Source organism: Hamadaea sp. NPDC050747, from assembly GCF_040654195.1.
In the GTDB taxonomy this organism is placed as follows: domain Bacteria; phylum Actinomycetota; class Actinomycetes; order Mycobacteriales; family Micromonosporaceae; genus Hamadaea.
This window is the reverse complement of the sequence record NZ_JBFAHM010000004.1, coordinates 16,678-41,860: the sequence shown is the minus strand read 5'-3', so window position 1 is coordinate 41,860 and position 25,183 is coordinate 16,678. Positions and strand designations below refer to the sequence as shown.

The 25,183-nt window shown below is 71.3% G+C and carries 28 protein-coding genes and 1 riboswitch; of the genes, 17 read left to right on the top strand and 11 right to left on the bottom strand.

Annotated features, from left to right (window positions below; genetic code table 11):
- Positions 1–43 precede the first annotated feature (43 nt).
- Positions 44–961 (top strand): NADP-dependent oxidoreductase, encoded by a 918-nt coding sequence (locus AB0H43_RS09410; RefSeq protein ID WP_359998740.1) that lies wholly within the window; start codon positions 44–46, stop codon positions 959–961.
- On the opposite strand, the gene AB0H43_RS09405 is transcribed toward AB0H43_RS09410, so the two are convergent.
- Both AB0H43_RS09405 and AB0H43_RS09400 read right to left on the bottom strand, forming a co-directional pair.
- A complete protein-coding gene (locus AB0H43_RS09405) occupies positions 958–1,869 on the bottom strand; it encodes a serine/threonine dehydratase (protein WP_359998738.1) in 912 nt (303 codons plus the stop codon). The genes AB0H43_RS09410 and AB0H43_RS09405 overlap by 4 nt on opposite strands.
- A 108-nt stretch (positions 1,870–1,977) precedes the next feature.
- Positions 1,978–4,254 (bottom strand): glycosyl hydrolase family 18 protein, encoded by a 2,277-nt coding sequence (locus AB0H43_RS09400; RefSeq protein ID WP_359998736.1) that lies wholly within the window; start codon positions 4,252–4,254, stop codon positions 1,978–1,980.
- A gap of 163 nt (positions 4,255–4,417) precedes the next feature.
- Here AB0H43_RS09400 and AB0H43_RS09395 point away from each other — a divergent pair, with 163 nt between their 5' ends.
- From AB0H43_RS09395 to AB0H43_RS09375, 5 genes are all read left to right on the top strand, one after another.
- On the top strand, positions 4,418–4,885 hold the full coding sequence (locus AB0H43_RS09395) for a hypothetical protein (RefSeq protein WP_359998734.1): 468 nt from the start codon (positions 4,418–4,420) through the stop codon (positions 4,883–4,885).
- Between the two features lie 76 nt (positions 4,886–4,961).
- Positions 4,962–5,369 carry a YciI family protein gene (locus AB0H43_RS09390; protein WP_359998732.1) on the top strand — a complete coding sequence of 136 codons (408 nt, stop codon included), beginning with the start codon at positions 4,962–4,964 and terminating at the stop codon, positions 5,367–5,369.
- 23 nt (positions 5,370–5,392) lie between these two features.
- The gene (locus tag AB0H43_RS09385; protein WP_359999313.1) at positions 5,393–6,604 is read left to right on the top strand and encodes a DUF6596 domain-containing protein; all 1,212 of its coding nucleotides are present in this window, start codon (positions 5,393–5,395) and stop codon (positions 6,602–6,604) included.
- Between the two features lie 40 nt (positions 6,605–6,644).
- Positions 6,645–6,932, top strand: coding sequence for a CD225/dispanin family protein (locus tag AB0H43_RS09380; protein ID WP_359998730.1), 288 nt, complete (start codon positions 6,645–6,647; stop codon positions 6,930–6,932).
- 3 nt (positions 6,933–6,935) lie between these two features.
- Complete coding sequence (locus tag AB0H43_RS09375; protein ID WP_359998729.1) at positions 6,936–7,841, top strand: hypothetical protein; 906 nt, start codon at positions 6,936–6,938, stop codon at positions 7,839–7,841.
- Positions 7,842–7,844: 3 nt separating this feature from the next.
- Here AB0H43_RS09375 and AB0H43_RS09370 read toward each other — a convergent pair whose 3' ends face one another.
- Positions 7,845–9,725 (bottom strand): translation factor GTPase family protein, encoded by a 1,881-nt coding sequence (locus AB0H43_RS09370; RefSeq protein WP_359998727.1) that lies wholly within the window; start codon positions 9,723–9,725, stop codon positions 7,845–7,847.
- A 192-nt stretch (positions 9,726–9,917) separates the two neighbouring features.
- Here AB0H43_RS09370 and AB0H43_RS09365 point away from each other — a divergent pair, with 192 nt between their 5' ends.
- A complete protein-coding gene (locus AB0H43_RS09365; RefSeq protein ID WP_359998725.1) occupies positions 9,918–11,537 on the top strand; it encodes a RecQ family ATP-dependent DNA helicase in 1,620 nt (539 codons plus the stop codon).
- A 138-nt stretch (positions 11,538–11,675) separates the two neighbouring features.
- Here the strand turns inward: AB0H43_RS09365 and AB0H43_RS09360 are convergent, their stop codons facing one another.
- A complete protein-coding gene (locus tag AB0H43_RS09360; RefSeq protein ID WP_359998723.1) occupies positions 11,676–12,905 on the bottom strand; it encodes an NAD(P)/FAD-dependent oxidoreductase in 1,230 nt (409 codons plus the stop codon).
- 82 nt (positions 12,906–12,987) lie between these two features.
- On the opposite strand from AB0H43_RS09360, the gene AB0H43_RS09355 reads away from it, so the two are divergent.
- The 4 genes from AB0H43_RS09355 (at position 12,988) to AB0H43_RS09340 (ending at position 15,873) form a co-directional block, all read left to right on the top strand.
- A complete protein-coding gene (locus tag AB0H43_RS09355; protein ID WP_359998721.1) occupies positions 12,988–13,581 on the top strand; it encodes a WHG domain-containing protein in 594 nt (197 codons plus the stop codon).
- 182 nt (positions 13,582–13,763) lie between these two features.
- Positions 13,764–14,993: a transglutaminase-like domain-containing protein gene (locus tag AB0H43_RS09350; protein ID WP_359998719.1), complete on the top strand. Its 1,230-nt coding sequence runs from the start codon at positions 13,764–13,766 to the stop codon at positions 14,991–14,993.
- Positions 14,994–15,089: 96 nt separating this feature from the next.
- Entirely contained in the window at positions 15,090–15,335 is a 246-nt protein-coding gene (locus AB0H43_RS09345) for a DUF3040 domain-containing protein (RefSeq protein WP_359998717.1), read from the top strand.
- Positions 15,336–15,393: 58 nt separating this feature from the next.
- Positions 15,394–15,873 carry a MaoC family dehydratase gene (locus tag AB0H43_RS09340; RefSeq protein ID WP_359998715.1) on the top strand — a complete coding sequence of 160 codons (480 nt, stop codon included), beginning with the start codon at positions 15,394–15,396 and terminating at the stop codon, positions 15,871–15,873.
- On the opposite strand, the gene AB0H43_RS09335 is transcribed toward AB0H43_RS09340, so the two are convergent.
- Positions 15,870–16,331, bottom strand: coding sequence for a MarR family transcriptional regulator (locus tag AB0H43_RS09335; RefSeq protein WP_359998714.1), 462 nt, complete (start codon positions 16,329–16,331; stop codon positions 15,870–15,872). The two genes, AB0H43_RS09340 and AB0H43_RS09335, sit on opposite strands and share 4 nt — an antisense overlap.
- Positions 16,332–16,397: 66 nt before the next feature.
- Here AB0H43_RS09335 and AB0H43_RS09330 point away from each other — a divergent pair, with 66 nt between their 5' ends.
- On the top strand, positions 16,398–17,612 hold the full coding sequence (locus tag AB0H43_RS09330; RefSeq protein ID WP_359998712.1) for an MFS transporter: 1,215 nt from the start codon (positions 16,398–16,400) through the stop codon (positions 17,610–17,612).
- 121 nt (positions 17,613–17,733) lie between these two features.
- Positions 17,734–18,786, top strand: coding sequence for a winged helix DNA-binding domain-containing protein (locus AB0H43_RS09325; protein WP_359998710.1), 1,053 nt, complete (start codon positions 17,734–17,736; stop codon positions 18,784–18,786).
- On the opposite strand, the gene AB0H43_RS09320 is transcribed toward AB0H43_RS09325, so the two are convergent.
- On the bottom strand, positions 18,756–19,145 hold the full coding sequence (locus tag AB0H43_RS09320) for a GntR family transcriptional regulator (RefSeq protein WP_359998708.1): 390 nt from the start codon (positions 19,143–19,145) through the stop codon (positions 18,756–18,758). The two genes, AB0H43_RS09325 and AB0H43_RS09320, sit on opposite strands and share 31 nt — an antisense overlap.
- Positions 19,142–19,924 carry a hypothetical protein gene (locus AB0H43_RS09315; protein ID WP_359998706.1) on the bottom strand — a complete coding sequence of 261 codons (783 nt, stop codon included), beginning with the start codon at positions 19,922–19,924 and terminating at the stop codon, positions 19,142–19,144. The genes AB0H43_RS09320 and AB0H43_RS09315 overlap by 4 nt, the downstream gene beginning before the upstream one ends.
- Before the next feature lie 37 nt (positions 19,925–19,961).
- Here AB0H43_RS09315 and AB0H43_RS09310 point away from each other — a divergent pair, with 37 nt between their 5' ends.
- Positions 19,962–20,528, top strand: a complete 567-nt coding sequence (locus tag AB0H43_RS09310) for a hypothetical protein (RefSeq protein WP_359998704.1) — start codon at positions 19,962–19,964, stop codon at positions 20,526–20,528.
- Positions 20,529–20,543: 15 nt separating this feature from the next.
- A riboswitch (guanidine-III (ykkC-III) riboswitch) is annotated at positions 20,544–20,610 on the top strand.
- Positions 20,611–20,616: 6 nt separating this feature from the next.
- Positions 20,617–20,862, top strand: a complete 246-nt coding sequence (locus tag AB0H43_RS09305) for a hypothetical protein (RefSeq protein ID WP_359998702.1) — start codon at positions 20,617–20,619, stop codon at positions 20,860–20,862.
- Here AB0H43_RS09305 and AB0H43_RS09300 read toward each other — a convergent pair.
- Positions 20,859–21,371 (bottom strand): hypothetical protein, encoded by a 513-nt coding sequence (locus AB0H43_RS09300; protein WP_359998700.1) that lies wholly within the window; start codon positions 21,369–21,371, stop codon positions 20,859–20,861. The genes AB0H43_RS09305 and AB0H43_RS09300 overlap by 4 nt on opposite strands.
- 10 nt (positions 21,372–21,381) lie before the next feature.
- Entirely contained in the window at positions 21,382–21,843 is a 462-nt protein-coding gene (locus AB0H43_RS09295; protein WP_359998698.1) for a hypothetical protein, read from the bottom strand.
- 63 nt (positions 21,844–21,906) lie between these two features.
- Between AB0H43_RS09295 and AB0H43_RS09290 the strand changes: the two genes are divergently transcribed.
- The gene (locus tag AB0H43_RS09290; protein WP_359998696.1) at positions 21,907–22,401 is read left to right on the top strand and encodes a MarR family transcriptional regulator; all 495 of its coding nucleotides are present in this window, start codon (positions 21,907–21,909) and stop codon (positions 22,399–22,401) included.
- A 49-nt stretch (positions 22,402–22,450) separates the two neighbouring features.
- On the opposite strand, the gene AB0H43_RS09285 is transcribed toward AB0H43_RS09290, so the two are convergent.
- The gene (locus AB0H43_RS09285; protein WP_359998694.1) at positions 22,451–22,681 is read right to left on the bottom strand and encodes a hypothetical protein; all 231 of its coding nucleotides are present in this window, start codon (positions 22,679–22,681) and stop codon (positions 22,451–22,453) included.
- Positions 22,682–22,750: 69 nt separating this feature from the next.
- A complete protein-coding gene (locus tag AB0H43_RS09280) occupies positions 22,751–23,647 on the bottom strand; it encodes a MurR/RpiR family transcriptional regulator (RefSeq protein ID WP_359998692.1) in 897 nt (298 codons plus the stop codon).
- Positions 23,648–23,825: 178 nt separating this feature from the next.
- Here AB0H43_RS09280 and AB0H43_RS09275 point away from each other — a divergent pair, with 178 nt between their 5' ends.
- Positions 23,826–25,109 carry an extracellular solute-binding protein gene (locus AB0H43_RS09275; RefSeq protein WP_359998690.1) on the top strand — a complete coding sequence of 428 codons (1,284 nt, stop codon included), beginning with the start codon at positions 23,826–23,828 and terminating at the stop codon, positions 25,107–25,109.
- The last annotated feature ends 74 nt before the right edge of the window (positions 25,110–25,183 follow it).

The following is a 25,183-nucleotide window of genomic DNA, read 5'->3' as shown; positions in this document are numbered from 1 at the left end:
GTCCCATAGATCGTCTCGCGAAGGTTCGCCTAGCGTCGAGGACATGCAAGCCGCGAGAATCCACGCCTTCGGCGACCCGTCCGTGATCCGCCTCGACGACGTCGCCCGCCCGGTCCCCGGACCTGGCGAAGTCCTCCTCGAGGTCGCCGCCACCTCCGTCAACCCCTCCGAGATCGGGCTCCGGTCCGGCTGGCTCACCGAGATCCTCCCGGTCACGCTGCCGTACACGCTGGGCTGGGATGTCGCGGGCACGATCACGGCAGTCGGACCGGGCGTGCGCGGGCTGGCGCCGGGCGACCCCGTCATCGGTCAGCTCGACGGCGGCGCAGCCGCCGAGTACGCCGTCGCCCCCGCCGAGCTCCTGGTACGCGCCCCACAGCGCATCCCGCTGAGAGACGCCGCCGCGCTGCCGATCGCGGGGCTGACCGCGTGGCAGGCGATCGACCGCGCGCGGATCCGGCCAGGACACCGGGTCCTCATCAACGGGGCGGGCGGCGGCGTAGGCGGATTGGCCGTGCAGCTCGCCCGGCACGCGGGCGGGCATGTGCTCGCCACCGCCTCCGCCCGCAGCGCCGACGCCGTACGCCGCTTCGGCGCGCACGAGATCGTCGACTACACCGCGGGACCCGTCGCCGACGCCGTCGCCGAACCGGTCGACGTGCTGCTGCACCTGGTCCCCGATTCGGGAGCCGCGGTCGCCGGGCTCGTCCGGCCGGGCGGCGTGATCGTCTCCATCACCACCGAGGTGGCGGCCGACGGCGTACGCAGTGAGCAGTTCGTGATGCGGCGAGACCCGGAGCAGCTGGCCGACCTCGTCCGGCTGGTCGACGCCGGAGTGGTCGCCGTGGACGTCGCCGGCGTCCGGCCGCTCGCCGAGCTCGCCGCGGCGCACGCCGACGCCGAAGCCGGTCGGCTCCGCGGAAAGACCCTGATCGTGCCCGCCGACGGCGGTCAGGGCTAGACCAGGTCACTCGGGTCGGTGTTCGCCCCGCACACGATGACGGCCACCCGTTCGCCCGGCTCGGGCCGGTACGCGGTCAGCCCGGCGTACGCCGCGGCCGCCCCGGGTTCGGCGACGATCCGCCACTCGTCCCACAGCCGCTGCCGGGCCTCCCGGATCGCCGCGTCCGCCACGAGGGCACTGACCATCGCCGTGCGTTCGGCGACGGCGTACGCGATCCGGCCGGCGCGGCGTGCCCCGAGGGAGTCGGCGGCGTAGCCACCGACCTCGACGTCCACCGGGCCACCCCGGTCGAGAGCGGTATGCAGGCTGGGCGCCGCGACGGGTTCGACGCCCACTACGCGTACCGGGGTGTCATCCAGGGCGGCCGCGATCCCGCCGACGAGCCCACCCCCGCCGACCGCCACGAGCACGGTGTCCACCGTGGTGTCCGCAAGGAGTTCCAGGGCGATGGTGCCCGCTCCGGCGACCATCTCGGGCTGGTCGTACGCGTGACACACGAACGCGCCGGTCTGCGTGGCGCGTTCGGCCGAGGCGGCCAGGGCGTGGCTGTACTCGGTGCCCGTCTGCACCACGGTCGCCCCGAGCGCCTGGAGCCGCTTCACCTTGACGGCCGGCGCGTTCGCCGGGACGTGGATCTCGGCCGGTACGCCGACCTGCGCCGCAGCCCACGCGACGGCCAGCCCGGCGTTGCCGCCGGACGCCGCGATCACCCCAGCCGGACCGAGATCACCCCGTTCCTGGGCTGCCAGCACGTTGTTCAGCGCGCCCCGGGCCTTGAACGAACCCGTGTGCTGGAGGTATTCGAGCTTGAAGACCAGCTCCGGCGCCGCCTCGAAGACGGGCGTACGCCGGATCCGGCCCTCGATGCGCCGCCGGGCGGCGATGATGTCCGCCAGAGTGATCATGTGCCCAGCGTAGTACCGGCCTTCCCGTGATCATCGCGCCAGCCATGCCGTTTCGCGCGGCGAAATGCCCGTTGAAGCAGCATGGCTGACGCAATGATCATGACGGGATCAGAGGCCGGAACTGACCGCCGCCATCAGGGTGCCGGAGGCGGTGTCGCCCGACATCTCCCAGATCATCGTGCCGAGCAGGCCCTTACTCTTCAGCCAGGCCATCTTCTGCCCGATCGACCAGGTGTCGTCGAAGGACCACCACTGCCCGTTGGCTCCCGTGTAGCAGTACGTCGACACCGACTGGGTGTCGTGGTACACCGTGCAGCCCGGCACGCCCGCGATCAGGTTCGAGTAGCCGCGGGTGCCGGCCTCCTCGGCGAACTGGCCGGGCGCGGCACCTGTGGCCGACTGCCACTCGCCGTTGACGCTCCCGGCGGCCACGCCCTGCCAGCCCCGGCCGTAGAACGGCAGGCCGAAGGTCAGCTTGCGGGGGCTGATCCCGGCGTCCAGATAGCTCTGGATCGCGAGGTTCACGCTGAACTCGAAGGCGTACGGGTCCTGCGTGTCGCGGTAGAGGTTCGCCTGGTGGCCGGTGCGGTTCGGCTCCCACGAGTTGTCCGACCCGGCGCCGTGGAAGTCGTAGCCCTGCACGTTGGCGAAGTCCAGCGAGCTGAACACCCCGGCCGGGCCGATGTCCCAGCCCGCCGCGATCTTCGCCGGGTCCGCCGGGGTGAAGGCGGTGAGCAGGTACCGCTTGCCGGTGGTGACGGTCAGCGTGTCCATCTGCCGCCGGAACTCCGCCAGCAGCAGTGTGTTGTTCGCCCTGTCCGCGGGGCTCACGTGATTGCCCGCGTGCCCCTCCGCGCCGGGCCACTCCCAGTCCAGGTCGATGCCGTCGAAGATGCCGGCCGCGGTGCCCGGGCCGCCCGCCCCGTTGTACGCGGGCAGGTTGCCCTTGAGGTAGATGTCGAGGCAGGACTGGACGAACTTCTGCCGGCTCGCCGGGGTCGCCGCGACGTCGGAGAAGTACTTGGAGTAGGTCCAGCCGCCGATCGAGATGAGCACCTTGAGGTTCGGGTACTTCGCCTTGAGCTTCTTGAGCTGGTTGAAGTTGCCGCGCAACGGCTCCCAGCCGGTGTCGGCGACCCCGTCCACCGACTGCGACGCCGACATCGGGCGGCCGTAGTCGGCGTCCGCGTCACCTGCGCCGGTGCCCTGGTCGGGATCCTGCGGGTTGCTGGTCACGCCCTTGGTGACGCCCTGCAGGCAGGTGAGGTTCACCGGGTCGATGTTGGCGAAGGCGTAGTTGATGTGGGTGAGTTTCGCCGCCGAGCCGCTGGTGTCCAGGTTGCGGACGAAGTACTGGCGGCCGTAGATGCCCCACTGGACGAAGTAGCCGACCTTGGCGTACTGGCCGGAGCCGATCACGTCGTCGGTCGTCACGCTCACGGAGTTGCTCGCCGCCGACACGTTGTCGTAGGTGTCGCGGGCCTTCACCGTGAACGCGTACGCCGTCAGCGGCGAAAGCCCGGACACGGTCGCACTCGTGCCGGTAACGCTGGCCCGCAGTGTCGTGCCGGTGTAGACGTCGTACCCGGCGATGCCGCTGGCGTCCGTGCTGCCGGTCCAGGCCAGGCTCACCGTCGTCGAACTCTTCGCGGTCGAGCGCAGCCCGCTCGGCGCCGTCGGCGCGGTGGTGTCGTCGGCCGGGTTCAGCGTCGTCACGCTCACCGGTGTGCTCGCGGCCGACAGGTTGCCGCGGGTGTCCTTGGCCCGGACGCTCAGCGAATAGGCGGTGTTGGGGGTCAACCCGGTCACCACCGCGCTGGTGGTGGTGCTGGAGGCCACGACGGTCGAACCGGAGAGCACGTCGTAGCCCGCGATCGGGAAGTCGGTGGCGGCCGCGGCGGTCCACGACAGCGACGCCGTCTTGGTCGTCCGCCCGGTGACGGTCAGGCCGGTGGGCGTACCGGGGGCGCGGTCGGCGCTGCCGTCGCACTTGTTGCCGTTGATCCGGCAGTTCAGCGGAGCCGCCCCCGACCCGTACGCCACCCACCACGGGCTGTACGGCTCGGTCGTCGCCCCGGCGGCCACCGTCCCGTTGTAGTGCGCGTTGACGATCGTGACGTGCGAACCGGACTGGCTCGCGACTCCGTTGTAGACGTTGCCGAGGGTGGCCCCCGACGGCAGGTCGAACTCCAGGGACCAGCCGGTGATCGCCGCCGCCGTGGGGTTGGCGACGACGTACTTGTCGAGATACCAGGAACCGTTGTTGGCCGCCGAGAACGTCGCGGTCAGGCCGGCCGCGGCGTACGCGGCGGGCGCCGTCGCGACCAGGGCGGTGGCCACGATTCCCGCGGTGAGCAGCGCGCCCATCAGGCGTCTGGTGCGCATGAGCCCTCCTAAAACTTTTAGGAAACTTTCCTGAATGTTTATGGCCGCACGATGCCCGCGTCAATGCCACATTCAGATTTCTGAATAAGTTGTCCGAGGCAACGTCCAGCGGCCCCGGCCGACGACCGGCAACGTCCGGCCCGGCGGCGCGCCTCTACCCGTCATGAGAAGGTTCGCTCCCCGCGCCGTCGTGATCGCGGCCGCTGTCGGCACGGGTCTGCTCGCCGTGCTGCTCGGGCTGCCGGGCGTCGGCGCCGTGACCCTCGACCACTGCCACGTCACCTACGACCGGCTGGAACAGCAGCACTCCCGCTGTGACGGGCACTGGCCGTCGCTGTTCGGGACGGCGCACGGCCCGGTGACCGGAGCGTTCGTCGGCACCGACTGGCAGGTCGTCGACCCGCGCCCGGACAGCCGCTTCGAGTGGGAGGTCGTCATCCCGGAGTCCGGCCGGCGGCAGCTCGCCCTGACCGGGCCGAGCCGGGCGTACGCGCTCGCCTCGCTCAACCCGCTGAATCTCGCTACGCCGCTCTGCGTCGGCCTTCTGGTGCTACCGGCCCTCGGCTTCCTCGTCGCCGTGGCACGCCGGGCCGCTCGCGCCCGGGAGAACGACGCGATCGCGGAGAATTGATCGCCGGACCATGTCCGGTCAGGTCCCCCGGCTCCGACGTCCCAGGTGAAAGGATCGTTCGCAGAAGGAGACCACGATGAAGTACATGATCCTGACGTTCGGCTCGCAGGCGGACTACGACCTGATGAGCGGCAAGGGCGACTACGCCCCCGAGGACTGGGCGCCGATGTACCAGTTCATGGAGAACTTCAACCGCGAGCTGGCCGAGTCCGGCGAACTCGTCGACACCAAGGCGCTCGTCGCCCCGGTGCACACCCGTCGCGTACGCGGGCTGGAGAACGGGGTCCCGGTGGTGACCGACGGCCCCTACGCGGAGACCGAAGAGGTGCTCGCGGGCTGGTGGATCGTCGACTGCGACGGCTTCGACCGGGCCACCGAGATCGCCGCCAAGCTGTCGGCCTGCCCTAGCCCCGGTGACGTCTGGGCCAACGGGTACGCCGACGTCCGGCCGATCGCCGACGGGCGCGACGAGCTGGATCTGTGACGCCACCGGCCGCCGCCAGCGCCATGACGCCGACCGAGGACCTGCTGCGGGACCTGGCGCCGCGGGTTCTCGGCGCGGTGGTGCGCCGGTTCGGCCACTTCGACCTCGCCGAGGACGCCGTCCAGGAGGCGCTGCTGGCCGCCGCGACGAGCTGGCCCACCGACGGGCTGCCGGACAATCCGCGAGGCTGGCTCATCGCGGTCGCCGCCCGCAGACTCACCGACCTGGTCCGCAGCGAGCAGGCGCGGCGCGCCCGCGAGGAACGGTACGTGCTGCTGACGGCGGGCACGAACGCGCAATCCGGTGGCCCCGCCGAGGACGACACCCTCGTCCTGCTGTTCCTGTGCTGCCACCCGTCACTCACGCCCGCTTCCCAGATCGCGCTCACACTGCGCGCTGTGGGCGGCCTGACCACGGCCGAGATCGCCCGTGCCTTCCTCGTCCCCGAGGACACCATGACGCGGCGGATCACCCGGGCCAAACAGACCGTCGCCACGAGCGGCCAGCCGTTCGCGCTGCCCTCGCCGGCCGACCGCGACCAGCGGCTCGCCGCCGTGCTGCACACGCTCTACCTCGTGTTCACCGAGGGGTACGCGACGACGTCCGGTCCCGCAGTGCACCGAGTGGAACTGACCGCTGAAGCGATCCGGCTGACCCGGATGCTGCACCGGCTGCTCCCCGGCGAATCCGAGGTCGCCGGGTTGCTGGCGCTCATGGTGCTGACCGACGCTCGCCGCGCTGCGCGTACCAGCCGGGACGGAGCCCTGGTGCCGATGGCTGAGCAGGACCGCGGCCGCTGGGACGCGGACCTGATCGCCGAAGGCGTCGCCCTGATCACCGCGACCCTGCCGCGCGGGCCGGTCGGCCCCTACCAGCTGCAAGCCGCGATCGCCGCGCTGCACGACGAGGCGCCGACCGCCGAACAGACCGACTGGCCGCAGATCCTCGCGTTGTACGAGGTGCTGCTGCGGCTGGCCGACAACCCGATGGTGGCGTTGAACCACGCCGTGGCGGCGGCCATGGTGCACGGGCCGCAGACCGGGCTCGACCTCCTCGAACCGCTGGCCACCGATGCCCGCACACGCGACGACCATCGCCTGTACGCCGTCCGCGCCCACCTGCTGGAGCGGGCCGGTCGGCGGGACGAGGCCCGGCAGGCCTACCGCGACGCCGCCGATCGCGCGCGCAACCTCCAGCAGCAACGCTACCTCAACGGCCGGGCGGCCCGGCTCTGACGGGTCGGCGGGATTGGCGCGGCTTTGCTACACAGTGGTCATGACCGATCCCTACGGCCGCCCTTCCTACCGCGGCGACAGCTCGCCGGGGTTGTGGCTCGGCCTGTCCATCGCGGCCACCCTGTTCTGCTGCACCCCGCTCGGCATCGTCGGCATCGTCTTCTCGGCGATGGCGATGGACGCCAACAGCCGCGGCGACCATGGGCTGGCCGAGGAACGGACCGAACGCGCCAAGACCTGGACGCTGTGGGCGATCGGCCTGGGTGTGCTGATCGTCATCCTGTACATCTGCCTCCTGGCGAATCGGGCCGGCGGCAGCGATTATTAGCCGGTGCCCCCAGCCGATCCCCGTGGAGCAGCCGCGCGTCTGCCCGCAGAACCGGGCGTCTACCGGTTCCGCGACGAACGCGGCCGGGCGCTGTACGTCGGGCGGGCGGTCAACCTGCGGCGCCGGGCGCTGTCGTACTGGTCCGAACTGGACGACCGGCCGCACCTGCGGCGGATGATGCCCCGGGTCGCCCGGGTGGAGGCGGTCGTCTGCGCGTCCGAGCACGAGGCGGCCTGGCTGGAGCGCAACGTGCTCGAACGGCGGCTGACCCCGTGGAACCGGACGGCCGGCGGCCAGGAGACCCCGGTCTGGCTGCGGCTGGACGTGTCGGCGACGGCTCCGGGGCTGAGCGTGGCGTACGCCCCGGCCGCGGACGGCTTCGGGCCGTATCTCGGCGGGACGAAGGTCCGCGCCGCCGTCGCCGGACTGCACCGGGTCTTCCCGCTCCCGTACGCCGCCGACCGGCTCACCGCCGCCGAACGGGAGTTCGCCCGCGTACGCGACGTGACGCCCCAGTCGCGGGAGCAGCTCGCCGCCGCACTGGCCGGAGTGCTGCGCCGCGATCCCGACGCCGTCCACTGCCTCAAGACGGAGCTGATCGCGCGGCGGGACGAGGCCGCCCGGCGAACGGCGTACGAGCACGCTGGGCGGGTGCAGACCGAGATCGAGGCGGTCGACTGGGTGGTGGCGACCCAGCGCGCGACCGGATTCGCCGACGGCGACCTGGACTTCCACGGCTGGGCCGCCGGGCGGCTGGTGCGCTTCGAGATCCGGGCCGGGCGGCTCACCGGCTGGCAGGCCCGCCCGTGCACGGCCGCCGCCGCGGCCGCCCGGGTCGCCGCGACCCCGGCGCAGTGGACCGGGTTCGCGGCGCACAACGCCGAACTGGCGGCGACCCTCGACGGCTGAGGCTCAGACCCGGCGTAGCACGTGCAGCAGATACTCCTTGCGGTGCAACGGATTCAAGTCGGTACGCGGCCGCTCCGGAGCCGGCCCGCGAACCGGGCGGTAGTGATCGAACTCCGCTTGGAGCACTCCCTCGCCCCGGGTCAACGCGGGCAGCCGCTGCTGGACCGCGTGCACCTCGGCCGCCGGGACGTCGGCGGTCAGCTCGAACACCGTCCCGGCCGTGGCCGGCGCGTACGGCGTCGCACCGTGCTGGGCGAGCAGCCGCAGGACCGCGCTGAGCACGTCGGCGGGGCCCTCCATCGTGAGCCGGTGGACCGGTTCGCACACGACCGTGTCCGCCTGCCGCAACGCGTCCATGAGCACGAGCGGCACCAGCTTGCGGTAGTCCCCGGGCGTCGTACCGGGCGAGTTGTAGTCGCAGTCGGTCAACGTGACCACGCAGTCCTCCACCCGCCAGCCGCGCAGACCTTGCTGGAGCGTCTCACGTACGGTCTCCTCCACGGCGTCGCGGAAGACGTCGACGCTTTTGTAGAGGAACAGCGGCATCGACTCGACCGGCACGTCCAGCCGGAACGTCAGGCCGCTGCCGGGCGTACCCGGTTCGACCCGTAGCCCGACGGTCGCCAGGAACGGATTCCGGTAGATGTGCTCGACCGCCGCGCCGACTCCGGTGACCCGCTCGGCGCAGATCATCGTGGTCTCCCGGAACGCCACGTCGACGCCGTACTGCTCGGTCAGGGTGGTCTGGATGACCTCCTTCTGCACCTCGCCGTAGAGCGACAGATACAACTCGCCGCGGACGTCGTCCTGGCGGAGGTTGATCAACGGGTCCTGCTCGGCGAGCTGCGCGAGCGCGGTGTGGACCGCCGTCCGGTCGGCCGCGCCGGGCACGACAACCGTCTCCAGGGTCGGCGGCGCGAACAGATGACCGGTCGTCGCGCGATACTCGCCGATCGCGTCGCCGATGCGGACGTCGGTCAGTCCCCAGACCTTCGCGATCCGCCCGGCCTCGGCCGACGTCCGCGGGACTGCGGCGCCGTCGTCGAACACCTGGATCGCGGTCACCTTCGCCTCGACCCCACGTACCGGTATCCGGTCACGCACCCGCAGACTCCCGGACAAGACCTGCGTGTACGCGATCTTCTCCCCGTTCACACCGCGCTCGACCTTGAACACCACCCCCGACACCGGACCGTCCACCGGCGCACACCGCGACGGCAACAACCCCGGCAACCCCCGCAACAGCACATCCACCCCGTCACCGGTGATCGCCGACCCCGCGTACGCCGCCTGCACCACACCCGCCCGCGACAACACCCGCAACGACGACAGGATCCCCGCCTCCGTCAGCGTGCCATCCACAAACGACGCCAACACACCGTCGTCATGCCGGGACAACACATCAGCCGCCGACGACACGTCGACCGGCATCGGCACCAGCGCCGGACTCAACCGCGACCGGATCTGCGCCAGCACCCGCGGCACATCCGCACCCGCCCGGTCGGTCTTGTTCACGAACACCACCACCGGCAACCCCAACCGGCGCACCGTGCGGAACAACACCCGGGTCTGCGCCTGCACACCCTCGACCGCCGACACCACCAGCACCACCCCGTCGAGCACACCCAGCACCCGCTCGACCTCGGCGATGAAATCCGGATGCCCCGGAGTATCGATCAAATTCACGACCGTGCCGTCCACCACGAACGACACCACCGCCGACTTGATCGTGATCCCCCGGCGCCGTTCCAGCTCCAGCGAATCAGTCTGCGTACTACCGGCGTCGACGCTCCCCAACACGTCGATCACCCCGGCCGCCAGCAGCAGCCGCTCAGTCAGGCTCGTCTTACCGGCGTCGACATGCGCCAGGATCCCGAGATTCAAAGTTGGACGAACAGTAGACACGAAGCGAGAAGTCCTCTGCGTAGGCGGGAATCGGACGGAGCAGAGAACGTCCTCGCATCGGATCTCCCAACCTCAAGCCACTTCACGTGGTCGCTGCGCTGTGCGTACGAGCTGAGCAAAACAGGGACCACCGCGGACCGGCAACTGGATTTCGCGTGCGAGGATGCTGCGATGAGCGAGACCCTGAAGCGACTGAGCGAGGTAGCCCGGACCACCTTCGGCTGGGAGAGCCTGCGCCCAGCGCAGGCGGAGGCGATGGAGCACGTGGTGGCGGGCCGCGACACGCTGGTGGTCTCGCCGACCGGCTCGGGCAAGTCGGCGATCTACCAGGTGCCGGCGGTGCTGGTCGGCGGGCCGACGATCGTCGTGTCCCCGCTCATCGCGCTGCAACGCGACCAGGTCAAGGGGCTGCTCGGACGCGGCGGGCCGGACGCGCACGTGGTGAACTCGTCCCGGTCCGAGCGCGCCAACGACGCCTCGTTCGAGGCGCTCCAGACCGGCGCCGCCGAATTCCTGTTCCTCGCGCCCGAACAGCTCGCCAAGGACGAGGTCGTCGCCGAACTGGCCGAGGCGAAGCCCTCGCTGTTCGTGGTGGACGAGGCGCACTGCGTCTCCTCCTGGGGCCACGACTTCCGGCCGGACTACCTGCGCCTCGGCGAGGTCATCGAACGGCTCGGCCACCCGACGGTCGTCGCGCTCACCGCGACCGCGTCGCCGCCGGTGCGCGCCGACATCCTCGACCGGCTCGCCATGCGCGACGCGGTCGAGTTGGTCAAGGGCTTCGACCGGCCCAACATCCGGCTCGAGGTGTCGCGGGAGGTCACCGAACGGGAGAAGCGGCGCGAGATCGTCGACCGGGTCGTCGCCCTCGACCCGCCCGGCCTGCTCTACGTGCAGACCCGCGGCGAGACCGAGGAGTACGCCGAGGCGCTGCGCGAGGCCGGTGAAGAGGCGTACGCCTACCACGCCGGGCTGTCGGCGGCCGAACGCGCCGAGGTGCACGACGCCTTCCTGCACTCCGACCGGGCGATCGTGGTGGCGACCTCCGCCTTCGGGATGGGCATCGACAAGCCGGACGTGCGGTTCGTCCTGCACGCCGCGCCGGCCGAGTCGCTCGACTCGTACTACCAGCAGATCGGCCGGGCCGGTCGCGACGGGCAGGCGGCGACCGCCGTGCTGTACTTCCGCCCCGAAGACCTCCGGCTGCCCCGGTTCTTCACCTCGGGCAAGGTCGACCTCGACCTGATCGGACAGGTCGCCAAGGCCATCCGCGAGGCGGACGGGCCGATCAAGCTCGACGACGTCGCCGAGGCGCTCGACATCAGCCGGGCGCGCGTGACCCGCTCCGTCAACCTGCTGCAGGAGGCGCTGGCCGTCCTCACCACCGCCGACGGTCTGGAATGGATGGAGTCGGTGAGCGTCGCCGACGCCGTCGAAGCAGCCGCCGCCGAAGCCGAGCAGATGCGCACGATCGAGCTGACCCGGGTCGAGATGATGCGCGGATACGCCGAGACCGAAGACTGCCGTCGCCAGTTCCTCCTCGGCTACTTCGGCGAGGAGCTGGACGCGTTGTGCGGCAACTGCGACACCTGCACCGCCGGGACGGCCGAGGACAAGGCCGGGCTGGACACCGGCTTCGCCGTGCAATCCCGCGTACGCCATGCCGAATGGGGCGCCGGCATCGTCATGCGCGAAGAGGAGGACCGGATCACGGTGCTCTTCGAGTCGGTCGGCTACCGGACGCTGGCCCTGAAGGCAGTCAAAGCCCGCAACCTGCTAACCCTCACCTGACCCCCACCCCGCTCCTCCCCACCCCTCTTTCCGCGCGATCATGAACCATCGGTCGTGATCTTGGTGGAATCGTGTGGGCGGGTGGGTGGTGGTGTCGTGTCCGCGGCGCCCTGATCGATCTCGCAAGCAGGTGATCGACTACGCGTCGACGACCGCCCGGTCGCCGGTGAGGCGCGTACGGGCGAGGCGGCCGAGTCCACGCCAGCCGACGATGTGGCGCAGCCGTCCGGGCCGGAAGAACCGGTCCGGCGGCGTGATCCCGGTCAGGACGCCCAGGAACTCCGTGACGACGCGGGGATCGCGGGCGATCGCCGGGAACAGCACGGCGCCGGTCGGGTCCGGCCGATGCGCCGCCAGCCGCGTCGTCAAGTCGAAGACCGGCCGGCGGTACGCGTCGCGCACCCGGTGCGCCCGGGCGAAGTCGCCGGAGACGACGGCTTCGCTGAACAGCTCGGCATCGTGCAAGGCGTGTCCGATGCCGAGGCCGGTGCACGGATCCATGACGACGCCGGCGTCGCCCACCAGCGCCCAGCCCGGCCCGTGCGGCATACGGAACCGGTTCGGCAGATCCGGTGTGGCGCGTAGGCGTTCCGCCTGGGTCGCCGCGGCCAGCCGAGGGCCGAGGTCGGCGACTCCGCCGACCAGTTCCCGGAAGGCACTGTCCAGATCGGAGCGCATCGCGGCGAACCGGGGCGCCGGAACGGAGAGGAAGACGATGGTGAGCCCGCCGTTGGTCGGCCACAGCCCGACCATGCGGTCGGGCCGGATGTAGACCTCGCCGCCGGAGACGGGCAGCCCCGCGAAGTACGCGTAACACGCCGCCGCCGTGGCACCCCGGTCGAGATAGGTCGCCGCGCCGACGGCCTGGGCGACGGTGGAGTGCTTGCCGTCCGCCCCGATGACCAGGTCGGCTTCGATGTCCTCGGCGACGCCGCCCTTGGCCGCACCCCGGAGGCCGACGACCCGCCCGTCCCGCCCAGTACGCACACCTTCGATGACGAAGCCGTCGCGCACGATGGCGCCCGCTTCGGCCGCCGCCTCCTGCAGCAGGCGGTCGAGCAGCGTACGCCGGGGGCTGTAGACGGCGCCGACCCCGCCCGTCTCCGGATAGTCGCCGGTGAGCACGGCGTACCCGCTGTCGAACCGGACCGAGGACGCGGGCGGGCAGCCCGTCGCGATGACCCGGTCGAGCAGACCCCACTGCTTCAGCCGAGCGCCGCCCGGCAGCTGGATCTGGTGGGTGGACAGCGTGTCGGTCCCGGCGCGCGCCCGATCCACCGCGAGCACGCGTACGCCTTGCCGGGCGAGCAGCAGCGCGGTCGCCGCCCCGGCCACCCGCGTCCCCACGATCACGACGTCGTACTTCATGACCCCTCCCCGTTCACGGCAGAGTTTCGTGACACTGTTTCGTTACGACGTAACGTAACACCGTTGCGCTATCCTGTCGAGCGTGGGACGACCGAAGGAACACGGCGATCAGACCCGGGAGGCGTTGCTGACCGCGGCCGCCGCGACGCTGCACAGCGAGGGACCGGCGGCGATCAGCGTCCGGCGGGTGGCCGACGAGGCCGGGACCAGCACCCGGGCCGTCTACAGCCTGTTCGGCGACAAGAACGGCCTGCTGACCGCCCTCGCCCAGGAGGCGGCCGAGACGATGCGGCGTCATCACGAGGCGGTCCCCGAGCAGGACGAGCCCCTCGACGAGCTGCCCGAGCTGGTGCTCGCCTACCGGGCCGCCGCCCTCGAACGCCCGCACGTCTACGGCATCTACCTCGGCGAGGGCGTCGACCTCGACCACGACACCCAGGCGCTCTACTACCGCAGCTTCGACCGGGTGCTGCGTACGCTGCGCCGCGCCGCCGCCTCCGGCCGGCTCGGCGACCACGAACCGGTCGACGTCGGCCGCCACCTGTGGGCGCTCGTCCACGGCCTCGCCTCGCTGGAGCTCAAGGGATTCCTCGGCGATCCGGCTCGGGCGCGACGGCTGTGGCTGGACGCGCTCGCCGCGACCGTCCGCGGCTACGACACTGCGCCGAAGAGTTGATCTAGGCAAGTCAGGGTCGCTCCAGCAACCTTTCTCGCCAAGATCAACGCCGTAGCGCCCTGGCACCGCCGAACCCCGGGCTGGTGCCCCGAAGCGCGCGGGCCGGCGCCGCCAAACGCGCGCGCCGGGGCCGCGGCCGCCGGGGCGGCGAAGGAAGCCGCCGACGCGGCAGAATGACGCCCATGACCGACGGTGTGCAGCTTCGCGTACAGGCCGAGGACCTGATGCGCGCCGAGGACGACGAAGGCCTTCTCCTGCTCGTGCCGCGACTGCGTACCGACGAGCATTGGGGGCGCATGTGGGCGCCGGGGTGCGCGATCGCCGCCGCCCGCCTGGGACGCGCGGACGAGGCCCGGGACTTCCTGTTCGAGGCGCTGGACGGCGGGTTCTTCCAGCCCGAGTTGTTCGACGGCGAACTCGAGCGAGCGTTCGGGGCGGAGCCCGACTGGCCGCAATTGCAGGCCAAGCTGACCGCGAACCTGCCGCCCGCGCCGCTCGAGATCGTCGTGTGGCCGTCGCTGACGCCGAAACTGCCGCTGGAGTTGTTCCGCACGACGCCCGAGCGGGAGGAACAGCTCCGCCCACTGTTGCCGGAGCTGTCGGGCTCCTCCTGGGAACGGGCGGTCACGCTGCTCCACTGGGTGACGGACCGCTGGGAACACGCCAACGACCACGTCGGTGCCGACGAGGACGCCGTCGACGTTCTGCGGCACGTCGACGAGGACGGGCTGCGGTTCGCCTGTGTCGAGTACAGCACCGTGCTGTCCCACGCCCTCAACGCATCCGGCATCCCGGCACGGCGGCTCAGCCTGCGACAGCGGGACTTCCACGCCGGATGGGGCAAGGGCCACGTGGTCAGCGAGGCCTGGATCGACGACTTCGGGCAGTGGGTCGTGCTCGACGGCCAGAACGGCGCCTACTGGAGCTTCGACGTCGCCCCTCTCTCCACACTGGAGCTTCAGGCCGCCCTCGCCGACGGCCGGCAGCCCGCGCTGCTCGCGGCCGACGGTCCGATGAGGCCGGACGTCGCGGCTTGGTGGTTCACCTACTTCCACCAGGTCAGCACGACCGGCGCGACCTGGGCCCAACCGCCGTTCGTCCCGCACTTCCAGCACGAGCTGCGGCCCAGCCAGCTGCTCGTCGGCTCGCCCCAGGACGTCTACCCCGACCTCGCGGAGATCGGGATCAGCGTCGACGTCCGCGGCGGCACTGCGGCCACGCGGTTCACCAGCCGCCACCCCTACACCATCGGGTACGCCGTGCAGTACGACGGCGAACGGCATGTGGTCGACGGGGCGGACCCGGTGTGGCCGCTGCCCACCAGCGGTGGTTCGCACGCGGCGACCGTCGCGGTGCGTACGCCGTCGGGAGAGTTGACGCCACAACCGTTGGTATTCCGTATCACCGGCTGATCCCGCCGACTGTGCCGAGCTGACCACGCGGGGTGTGCGTACGCCCCGATGCGGGTATGTCGCGGCAACGCACGGTCACCCCGGAGGGAGTTCGCGGTGCTCACCAGCGAGGAGCGACGTCAGCTCGCCGAGATCGAACGGAATCTGGAAGCCAGCAGTCCCCGGCTGGCGGTCGCCCTGTCCCGGGGTGAGCCGCCACCCGGTCGCTGGCCGCTATTCGTGTGCTTCGCGATGTGGTGCGTGATGCCGTTGCTCGCCGTCACGGCGGGCGCGCTGATCGCCGTCATCGTCGCGGTCATCCTGATGTCGGTGACCGCACGACTCTGGTACACCAGGAACTGATCGCCACGGCCGGGGAACCACACGCCGACCGTGGTGAGCCGGGCCGTAGGATCAGCCGATGACCCAGACCATCCACGTCCGCGACCTCGCCGCCCAGCTCGGCGAACCGCTCGGCACCAGCTCCTGGCACGAGATCACGCAGAAGCAGGTCGACCTGTTCGCCGACGCGACCTGGGACCACCAGTGGATCCACGTCGACCCGGAGCGGGCGGCGGCCGGGCCGTACGGCGGCACCATCGCGCACGGCTTCCTGACGATCTCGCTGGCGCCGTCGCTGATCGGCGAGGTGTTCGTCATCGACGGCATCGACATGATGGTCAACCAGGGACTGCGGGAGCTGAAGCTGCGCGCCGCCGTGCCGGTCGGGTCACGCGTACGCCTCTCGGCCACGCTGACCGGGCATCGCCCGCGCCCGCGTGGCTTCACCGAGCTGGTGCTGGGCCTGGTCTACGAAGTGGAGACCGGCGAGAAGATCCAGAAGGCGGCGACCGGAGAGATCGTGCTGCTCGTGCACGAACCCGAGGAGAGCGCCGCCTAGGCGCGCACGGCGTCCTGCGCGGGCAGCCGGTGCAGGGCGCCGACCAGCGGCGCCAGTTCGGGCAGGCGCTCGGCGTCGGCCAGGGCGCCCGCGAGGACGTCGTCGTGCGTCGGCCGCGCCTGGTCGAGCAGTTTCGACCCCTGAGGGGTCAGTTCGGTGTAGATGCCCCGGCGGTCGTCCTGGCACAACACGCGAGTCAGCAGCCCGCGCTCCTCCAGCCGGTTCACCAGCCGGGTCGTCGCACTGCTCGACAGCGCCGCCGCCCGGGACAGCTGCTGCATGCGCATGTGCCAGCCGTCCTGGCGCGACAGCGCGTCCAGCACGGTGAACTCCACCACCGACAGGTTGTGCCGGGTCTGGAGCGCCTTCTCCAGCGCCGTGTCGATGAGCCCGTGCAGCGCGGCGAGCGTACGCCAGCCCTGTGCTCGGATCTCTACGGCGTCATCGCCGATCCCCATGCCTCGATAGTACCAGTGAGCAGGAGCACGCTTGCGCGGATATACGGCGCGTGCAACTATCGGTTCATGCGCAAGATGCCTCTCGGCCTGCTCGCGCTCGCCATCGGCGGGTTCGGCATCGGCCTGACCGAGTTCGTGATCATGGGTCTGCTGCCGGAGGTGGCCGCCGATTTCCGGGTGACCGAGTCGGTCGCGGGCTGGCTGATCTCCGGGTACGCCCTGGCGGTGGCGGTCGGGGCGATCGGGCTCACCGCCGCGGTCACCCGGTTCGGCCGCAAACAGGTCCTCATCGGGCTGATGGCGTTGTTCATCGCGGGCAACCTGACCTCGGCGCTGGCCGGGACGTACGAGGTGATGATGGCGGGCCGGGTTCTGGCCGCACTCAGTCACGGCGCGTTCTTCGGCATCGGATCGGTCGTCGCGGCCGGGCTGGTCGAGCCGTCCCGTCGGGCGGGCGCGATCGCGATGATGTTCACCGGGCTGACCGCCGCCAACGTGCTCGGCGTACCGTTCGGCACCTTCCTCGGCCAGCAGCTCGGCTGGCGGGCCACCTTCTGGGCGATCACCGGCATCGGCGTCGTCGCCCTGATCGGGGTGGCGGCCCTGGTCCCGGCGCACACGTCGACCAGCGGCTCCGCCGGGCTGCGGCACGAGCTGCGCGCCTTCACCGAACCGCAGGTCTGGTTCTCGCTGCTGATGACGGTGCTCGGCTTCGGCGGCATGTTCGGGGCGTTCACCTACATCGCGTACACGCTGACGGCGGTCAGCGGCTTCGCCACCGCGACGGTGCCGTGGCTGCTGGTCCTGTTCGGCGCCGGTCTGTTCGTCGGCAACTCGCTGGGCGGCCGGGGCGCCGACCGGTCGATCCCGCGTACGCTCGCGGTCGTCCTCGCCGGACTGACCGCGGTGATGGCGGTCTTCGCGATGACGGCGTCGAACCAGGTCCTGACCGTGATCGCGCTGTTCCTGATGGGGGCGTTCGGCTTCGCGACCGCGCCCGGCCTCCAGATGCGGATCATGAAGTACGCGGGCCAGGCCCCGACGCTGGCGTCCGGCTCCAACATCGCGGCCTTCAACGTCGGCAACGCGCTCGGGGCGTGGCTGGGCGGCGTCACGATCACCGCCGGTCTCGGGTACGCCGCCACGCTGTGGGCCGGCGCCGCGATGAGCCTCTCAGCGCTGCTCGTGCTGGCCGCCGCGACCGCGCTGGCCCGCCGTCGTCCGTCCACCTTCGACGTCGCGCGCCCGGACCCGGTGCCGACGCCCGCGACCGTACGCTGAGCCGCCCGGCGGCTGGGCTGCCCAGCGCTGACCTGACCGGCGGCTGAACGGACCGGCGCTGGGCTGACCGGCGGTGCGCTGAACCGGCGGTGCGTCCGGGTCGACCGCATAGGATGCGGTGGTGGACGAGCGGGAGATCGTCGAACGACGCCTGCGCAACCAGCGGCTGACCGGTGAGCCGCTGCCCGATCCGGTCGCGGTGGTCCGCCGTCTCGGCGCCGTCCAGGCCCAGGAGTACGCGGTCGCGAAGTGGTCGGTGGCGCAGCGCAGTTCCGGTGTGGACGAAGCCGCGATGCAGGCCGCCGTGGACTCCGGCCGGATCGTGCGAGTGCACGCGCTGCGCCCGACGTGGCACTTCGTGGCGGCCGAGGACCTGGTGTGGCTGCAGGCCGTCGCCGCGCCCCGGGTCCACCAGCTCAACGCGTACTACTATCGGCAGCTCGGCGTGGACGAGGCGACCACCGCCAAGACCCGGCCGCTCATTCAGGACATCCTCGGCGGCGGGAACCACCTGACCCGTCCCGAGCTGGGCCGGGCGCTGGCCGCCGCCGGAATCGCCGACCCGACCGGCAACCGGCTGGCGTACCTCGTGATCGACACGGAACTCGAAGGCATAGTCTGCAGCGGCCCGATGCGCGGCAAGCAGCACACGTACGCACTGGTCAGCGAACGCGTACCGGCGACTCCCGGCCGGTCGGCCGACGACGGGCTCGCCGAGCTGACCCGGCGCTACTTCACCGGCCACGGCCCGGCGACGGTCAAGGACTTCGCTTGGTGGTCGAGCCTTCCCGTAGCGCGAATCCGCCGGGGCCTCGACCTGGCCGGCGCGGACCTGTCCAGCGTCACCTGCGATGGAACGACCTATTGGTACGCGTCCGCCGACGAGTCGTCGCCCGTGCCCTCCCCGGAGGCGCACGCCCTGCAGGTCTACGACGAGTACGTGGTGGCGTACTCGGAGAGCCGGCGACTGGCGGGCTTCGGGGCCAACCTGGTCGTCCATCCGCTGATCCTCGACGGCCGGTTGATCGGTTCGTGGCGGCGGACCGCGTCCGCGAAACAGCTCACGGCGTCGCTGTCGCTCACGGTCTCCCTCACCGGCAGTCAACGCGCCGCCGTGGACGAGGCCTTCCAGCGGTACGCCGCCTACGCGGGCGTGCCCGTCGTCCTGGCCTGAAGCGCACTGCGCACCACGGCTTCAGCCCGCTCGGCCGGCACGCCCAGCCGCCGCGCGATCGCGGCGTACTCGGCGGCGGCGTCGCGCAGCCGGTCGGCGATCTGCGTCGGGCTGAGCGTCGACCGGTCCGCGACGACGGTGCCGTGGCGTACGCGGCTGGTCACCAGTCCGGCCGCCTCCAGTTCCCGGTACGCCCGCGCGGCGGTGTTGACCGCCAAACCCAGGTCGGCGGCGAGCTGCCGGACGGGTGGCAGTTGGCGGCCGGCCGGCAGCAGCCCGGTCTCGATCATCGTGGCGAGCTGGGCGCGGATCTGCTCGTACACCGGGACGGCGCTGCCGGTGTCGACCTCGACGATCATACGGCCGGCCGCGAGGCGGGTCCCCGGCCGCGGGCGGCGGTGATGCCGACCGCCAGCACGGCCAGTCCGGCGGCGGTCGCGACCCCGGCCTCGGCGGCGCCACGCGTCGCCAACGCGGCCAGCCCGCAGTACGCCGCCAGGGCGAAACCGCCCGCGCTGAGCACGTGCAGCGACCGGGTTCGGATCGCATCGTCGGCCTGGACCACGTCCGCCGGATCGACCGGCTGCGCCCGCAGCAGCACCTTGCGGCGTACCAGGGCGACCACGATGACGATGCCCAGCGCGAGGGCGACCCAGGCGACCGTCGCGGCGGTCAGCGTCCGGTCGACGACGGCCCCGGGCAGCGCTGCGATCCCGGCGAGCGCGCCGACCGGCAGCAGACCCCAGACGACCGTGCTCACATAGCGTTTCGGCGTACGCGGGACGAGGGATGCCACGCGACGGCGGCCGTGCACGCCGACCGCGAGGTGAATCTCGGCCGCCAGCGCACCGGCGAACCAGCCCGCGAAGAGCACCAGCGGGTTGAAGGAGAACCGGCCTTGCGGCAGCTCGACGGCGAACGCGATTGCCCAGCCCGCGATCAGTCCGGCGCTGCGCCATCGGCGGGTCACCGCGAGGTAGCGGATCACCCGATCGCCGTTGGCCGTCGTGATCGGCAGTTCGTGCCGGCGGGCGAACGCCGTCAGCCGCGACCGGCTGATCGGCCCGTACGCGTGATAGGCAGCCGCGAGGGCGGGCAGCGCGACGAGGAAGGCCGGGATGATCCACCATGGAGTCACCTCCCCAATGTAGCAATGTCTTGCTACATTGCACAGCATGACGCTCCCCGACGAGGTGTGGCAGACCCTCGACCGCGACGCCGGGCGCCTGAGCCGCCGGGCGTTCCGGCTGCTCCTGGCGAGCCTTGCCGTCGTGGCGCTCGCCGCCGGCACGGTCGTCGTCGGCTGGCGGACGCTCACCGACCCGCTGACCCCCGACGGCAGCTACTCGGCCTCGGCGACGCTGAGCCCGATGCGGTTCGACGTGACCTTCGGGGTCCGCAACGACGGCCGCGTGCCGATCACGATCGAGGGGGTCGGGCGGGAAGGTGAGGCGCTGACGCTGCTCGACGCATGGGCGGAGCCCAAGACGGTGCAGCCCGGCGAAGTCACCACCTTGCATGTGGAGTACGCCGTCGCCGACTGCCGCGACTACGTCCGCGGCGACTGGCCGCTGCCGGTCCGCATCCACCGCCCCTGGGGCGTGCAGACCGTCTACGTCGTGCCGGACTCGATGCCGAATCCCGACGCGCCGACGGACTACTCGTTCACCGGCGACCACGACCCCTACGAGCTGCCCTGGCAGGAGAGCTACGTACGCCGGACCTGCGCGCCGCATCCGTGAGCTATCCTCGATCACGGCGCTCGCGCTCCGCGACGCCCCGGACGAGAGCACGCCGTACCCGGCCCCGCGAAGACGGCGCGCAGACGCCATGACTCTTCTTGATTTCATCGAAGTCGGCGGATCGCTGCTGATCCTGGCCGCCTTCGCCGCCGCGCAAGCCGGTCGGCTCGACCTGCGCTCCCGGACCTATCTCCTGCTCAACCTCGCCGGTTCCGGCGTGCTCGCCGTGATCGCGCTGGATCAACGGTCCTGGGGTTTCCTCCTGCTGGAGGGCACCTGGGCCATCGTCTCCGCGCTGTCGCTGCTGCGCCGAACACCGGCGGCGAAGCACTAACGGCTGTCGCGGCGAGCCTGCCGTCGCGCGCCCATCGCCCGCGTCGACGCGTGCTGTTTGCTCAGCACGGGCTGGTCGGGCGCCGGGCGGCGGCGCTGGCTCGGCGTACCGCGTTTGGCCGGTGGGCGCCGCGAGCCGGCCGGCACGGCCGGTGCCGAGCGAGCCGCACGCGCCATCGCGAGTCGTTCGGCGCGCAGCGCGTTGGCGCTGGCCCGCGCGGCGGCGGCGAGCGCCCGGCTGACCCGGGCAAGCGCGTCCTCGAACACCTCGGCCGTCTCCCGGTTGCGGGTGTTCTTCGCGTGCGCCTTGCCCCGGCCGCCGACGGTGGCGACCTTCGACGCCGCCTCCCGCCGATACAGGCCGACGTGCTTGTCCCGGGCGCGCCGGATCCGGGTGTGCAGCTCGACCAGGCCGTCCTCGTCGAGCAGCGCGAGGTTGTCGCGATCGGTCTCGCGCAGCAGATCCTGCTGCGCCCGGGTCAGCGAGTTCACCAAAGCCTTGGCTGCCATGCCTCCCACGCTAGGACACCGGCGACGGCGTTTGGGCCGGATTGCCCAGGGCCGTCGCGACGTTCGCCGCCATGACCTGAAGCGAGCGCAGGGTCTGGTGGTAGTCCTCGGGCGTCAGGTCGCCGAGTACGACGGCGCGGGCCTGCTCCACCCGCGTGGCCAGCTGCGCGTGCAGCTCGCGGCCGGTCTCGTTCAGACTGATCATGTCGCCGTCGGTCCGCATCCAGCCTCGCTCCGCGAGGTCGGCGATCGCCGCCCGGGGGTCTTCCGCCGCGCCGGTCCAGAACGGAGCGAGCGCCGCGGCCAGCTCCTCACTTGTACGCGGACCGCGGCTGAGCGTGGCGAGCAGCTGCCACTGGCGGCGGGTGACCGACCGACCGGCGGAGTCGTCGGCGAGGGTCCGGTCCAGGTGCTCCTCGAGGAGATTGTGAAGATGCCGGAGCCAATAGCCGATCGGCTTGGACGCGTTCATGTGCCTGCCCCCAGAAACATGTATGATGACAACTAATTGTCTTCGAGTATGCATCGGAGTGCCATGGCTGACAAGCTCACCGCGGACGAGCAGGTGGCGGCGATCGAAGGCGCACTGGTGGCGCTCCGCCGGGCGCAGAAGCGGCGGGCACTGGCCCGGTTGTCCGCGCGCACCGGGGACCGCGAGGACGCGACCGGACGGCTGCCCGATTCCGTGTTCGAGCTGCTCGACGCCATCGCCGCCGCCGCCGATCGGGACGAGACCCTGACCGTCGGCGAGGCGGCGGCGGTGCTGGACGTCGACCAGCCCCGGGCGAGCCGGTTGGCCGCGCTGGCTCTGGACGCGTCGCTGATCCGGCGACAGGCCGATCAACGCGACGGGCGGCGGTCGCTGCTGGTGCTGACCCAGGCGGGCGACGCCGCCCTGCGCCGGATCCAGGACTTCCGCCGGGGCGTGGTCGCCGACGCCACCAGGAGCTGGCCGGTGGCCGACCGGGCCGCCCTGGCTCGCCTGCTCCCCCGGCTCGTGGCCGACTTCGCCACGCAGACCGAGGAGTGACCCGCGGCCGAGGCCGCGGGTCACTCCTCGGTCGTAATGGTCCAGCCGCTCAGGCGCTGACGAACTTCAGCACCTCGTAGACCAGGAACGCGGGCCACACCATGGCCTTGAGGACGCCCACCACGCCTTCCCAGAACCCGTCGGCCTGCTGGATGTAGTAGACCGCCGCGCCGATGAACCCGATGAAATAACCGCCGCCGGTGCCGCAGCCCCCGCCGCCGCCGCGCCAGCGGCGCCCCTGCCGATCGCCGTCGCCCATGCCGGTTCCCCTCTCGCCCACGATGCGGATCTGGCCTAAGACCTTGTGCACTGTCCAGTATCGATGGCGTACGCAACGGGCGGGTCACATTCAGCGGCGTCGCCGCGCCCGGGAGTCGGCGACGAACCGGTTGACCGCGTCGCGGGTGTCCTGTATCGCCGGTTGCGACGTCTCGAAGGTGCGCTGGGCGACCCCGACGAAGATGCAGTCGACCACCAGCAGCTGGCTGATCCGGCTGGCCAGCGCGGCCGGCCGGAACGCCGTCTCCCGGCCCGCGGAGACCAGCGTCAACGCGGCCGCGGCGGCCAGAGTGGACCGCGGATTGTTGGTGATGGCCACCGTGTACGCCCCGGCGGCGGCCGCCCGCCGGATCGGTTCGAGGACGTCCGGCGTCTCGCCGGAGGTGGACACCCCGACCGCCACATCCCCCGTACGCAGCAGCGCCGAGCTGGTCAGCGCGAGATGGGCGTCGGAGAAGGCGTGACTCAGGATGCCTATGCGCAGCAGCTTCTGCGCCATGTCGGCCGCGACCAGGCCGGAGGCGGCGACGCCGTACACGTCGACCCGGCGCGCCTTGGCGATCGCGTCGACCACCGGCGCCAGCTGCTCCGGCGTGAGCTGCCGGCCGGTGTCGGCCAGCGCCTCGGTCTCGGCCCGGGTGACCTTGGTGATCACGTCGGACAGTGGATCGTCCGGGCCGAGGTCACCGGGGACGAGCCGGTCGCCCTCCTCCGTGTGCGCCGCCGCGGCGGCCAGCGCCAGCCGCAGCGGCGGATATCCCGCGAAGCCGAGCGACCGTGCCGTACGCACGATCGTCGCTTCGCTGACCCCCGACACGGCGCTCAACTCGGTTATCGTGTGCGCGGCGACCATCGCCGGGTCGTGCAGAATCAGCTCGGCGATCCGGCGGCCCGACGGCGTCAGCGAGGGCAGCACCGCGCGGACCGCGGCGACCAGATTCTCCGGCCGGACTGGTGTGGTCGTCACCGCGCCACCTCCTGTAACCCGCGGTTCGTAACTGGTTAATGACGATTTCCTTCACCCACATTGACGAGGGCGGAGGTTTCTGCCAGCGTAGCGGTCCAGCACGGTTCAGTCATCTCCACCGATTGTCCAGCAGCATCCGACAGCATCCAGGTACCGCCACCTGTCCAGGGAGGATGGAATGCAGAGAAGGATCATCGCAGCGGCGGTGGCGGCAGCCACATTGTTCGCCGCAGCGGCATGCGGCAGCAAGGAGGACTCCGGCAGCGGCAAGGACGCCAAGGGCGACCTGACCGTCTGGCTCCAGGTCGACGCGCAGACCCTGTGGCCGAAGGCCGTCGAGACCGCCACCGCGGAGTTCAACAAGGAGTACCCGAACGTCAAGGTGACCGTGGCCTACCAGGCGTGGGCGGATCACCTCACCAAGTTCGACGCCGCCGCGCAGGGTGGCACCTCGCCCGACGTGATCGAGCTGGGCACCACCGAGATGGGCCTGTACATGGGCAACGGCGCGTTCGCCGACCTGACCGCCGACAAGGACCAGTTCGCCAACTCCGGCACCTGGGTCAAGGCGCTCCAGGACTCGGCGACCTACCAGGGCAAGCTGTACGGCGTGCCCTACTACGGCGGCCTCCGCGCGGTGATCTACCGCAAGGACATCCTCGCCGACGCCGGCGTCACCACCCCGCCGACCACCTGGGCCGAGCTCATGACGGCCGTCCAGAAGCTGTCGGACAAGCACAAGGCCGACCCGACCTTCTCGGCGTTCTTCCTGCCCGGTCAGCACCAGTACGGCGCCATGCCGTTCATCTACGACGCCGGCGGCCAGGTCGCCAAGCAGGGCGCGGACGGCAAGTGGGACGCCACCTTCTCCTCCCCCGAGTCGGTGGCCGGCCTGAAGACCTGGAAGGCGCTGATGGACGCCGGCTATCACGGCGACCGCACCATCAACGACCTCACCGCGTTCAGCACGATGGTCGCGGGCAAGGCCGCCATGTTCTACGACACCAGCGGCCAGATGAAGAAGGTCTTCGGCAAGGACGGCGACGCGAAGCTCAAGGACCAGATCGGCTCGTTCGTCATGCCGAGCCCGACCAAGGCGGGCAGCGCGATGCCGGCCTTCATGGGCGGCTCCGACCTCGCGATCCCGGCCAAGGGCAAGCACAAGGACTGGGCGAAGGCCTGGATCAAGGCGTACACCGCGCCGGCCGTCCAGCAGATGTTCGTCGACGGTGGCTTCATGGCCAACACCACGACGATCGTGACCAACGACCCGCTGATGAAGGGGTACGTCGACACCCTGTCCAGCACCTGGACGCTGCCCGCCGCGAAGAACTGGGCCCAGGTCGAGAAGAACAAGACGGTGCTGAACATGTTCGTGGACATCGCCACGAACAAGGGCAGCATCGAGGACATCACGGCCGCCGCGGACAAGGCGATCGAGACTACCCTCAACGCCAGCTGACCTAGCTGAGCCCGACGATCCGGGTGGGCGGAGTGCCGCCGCCCGCCCGGATCGCCGTACGCACCGCCGTCCGC

Bases quoted from the DNA above. Each gene is read 5' to 3' on its own strand.
- AB0H43_RS09410 (WP_359998740.1), top strand. From the start codon at position 44: ATGCAAGCCGCGAGAATCCACGCCTTCGGCGACCCGTCCGTGATCCGC.
- AB0H43_RS09295 (WP_359998698.1), bottom strand. From the start codon at position 21,843: ATGAACGCGTCCAAGCCGATCGGCTATTGGCTCCGGCATCTTCACAAT.
- AB0H43_RS09320 (WP_359998708.1), bottom strand. From the start codon at position 19,145: ATGATCGTCGAGGTCGACACCGGCAGCGCCGTCCCGGTGTACGAGCAG.
- AB0H43_RS09335 (WP_359998714.1), bottom strand. From the start codon at position 16,331: ATGGGGATCGGCGATGACGCCGTAGAGATCCGAGCACAGGGCTGGCGT.
- AB0H43_RS09365 (WP_359998725.1), top strand. From the start codon at position 9,918: ATGAGCGAGACCCTGAAGCGACTGAGCGAGGTAGCCCGGACCACCTTC.
- AB0H43_RS09390 (WP_359998732.1), top strand. From the start codon at position 4,962: ATGAAGTACATGATCCTGACGTTCGGCTCGCAGGCGGACTACGACCTG.
- AB0H43_RS09310 (WP_359998704.1), top strand. From the start codon at position 19,962: ATGACGCTCCCCGACGAGGTGTGGCAGACCCTCGACCGCGACGCCGGG.
- AB0H43_RS09405 (WP_359998738.1), bottom strand. From the start codon at position 1,869: ATGATCACTCTGGCGGACATCATCGCCGCCCGGCGGCGCATCGAGGGC.
- AB0H43_RS09330 (WP_359998712.1), top strand. From the start codon at position 16,398: ATGCGCAAGATGCCTCTCGGCCTGCTCGCGCTCGCCATCGGCGGGTTC.
- AB0H43_RS09300 (WP_359998700.1), bottom strand. From the start codon at position 21,371: ATGGCAGCCAAGGCTTTGGTGAACTCGCTGACCCGGGCGCAGCAGGAT.
- AB0H43_RS09385 (WP_359999313.1), top strand. From the start codon at position 5,393: ATGACGCCGACCGAGGACCTGCTGCGGGACCTGGCGCCGCGGGTTCTC.
- AB0H43_RS09275 (WP_359998690.1), top strand. From the start codon at position 23,826: ATGCAGAGAAGGATCATCGCAGCGGCGGTGGCGGCAGCCACATTGTTC.
- AB0H43_RS09290 (WP_359998696.1), top strand. From the start codon at position 21,907: ATGGCTGACAAGCTCACCGCGGACGAGCAGGTGGCGGCGATCGAAGGC.
- AB0H43_RS09400 (WP_359998736.1), bottom strand. From the start codon at position 4,254: ATGCGCACCAGACGCCTGATGGGCGCGCTGCTCACCGCGGGAATCGTG.
- AB0H43_RS09360 (WP_359998723.1), bottom strand. From the start codon at position 12,905: ATGAAGTACGACGTCGTGATCGTGGGGACGCGGGTGGCCGGGGCGGCG.
- AB0H43_RS09305 (WP_359998702.1), top strand. From the start codon at position 20,617: ATGACTCTTCTTGATTTCATCGAAGTCGGCGGATCGCTGCTGATCCTG.
- AB0H43_RS09380 (WP_359998730.1), top strand. From the start codon at position 6,645: ATGACCGATCCCTACGGCCGCCCTTCCTACCGCGGCGACAGCTCGCCG.
- AB0H43_RS09340 (WP_359998715.1), top strand. From the start codon at position 15,394: ATGACCCAGACCATCCACGTCCGCGACCTCGCCGCCCAGCTCGGCGAA.
- AB0H43_RS09350 (WP_359998719.1), top strand. From the start codon at position 13,764: ATGACCGACGGTGTGCAGCTTCGCGTACAGGCCGAGGACCTGATGCGC.
- AB0H43_RS09395 (WP_359998734.1), top strand. From the start codon at position 4,418: ATGAGAAGGTTCGCTCCCCGCGCCGTCGTGATCGCGGCCGCTGTCGGC.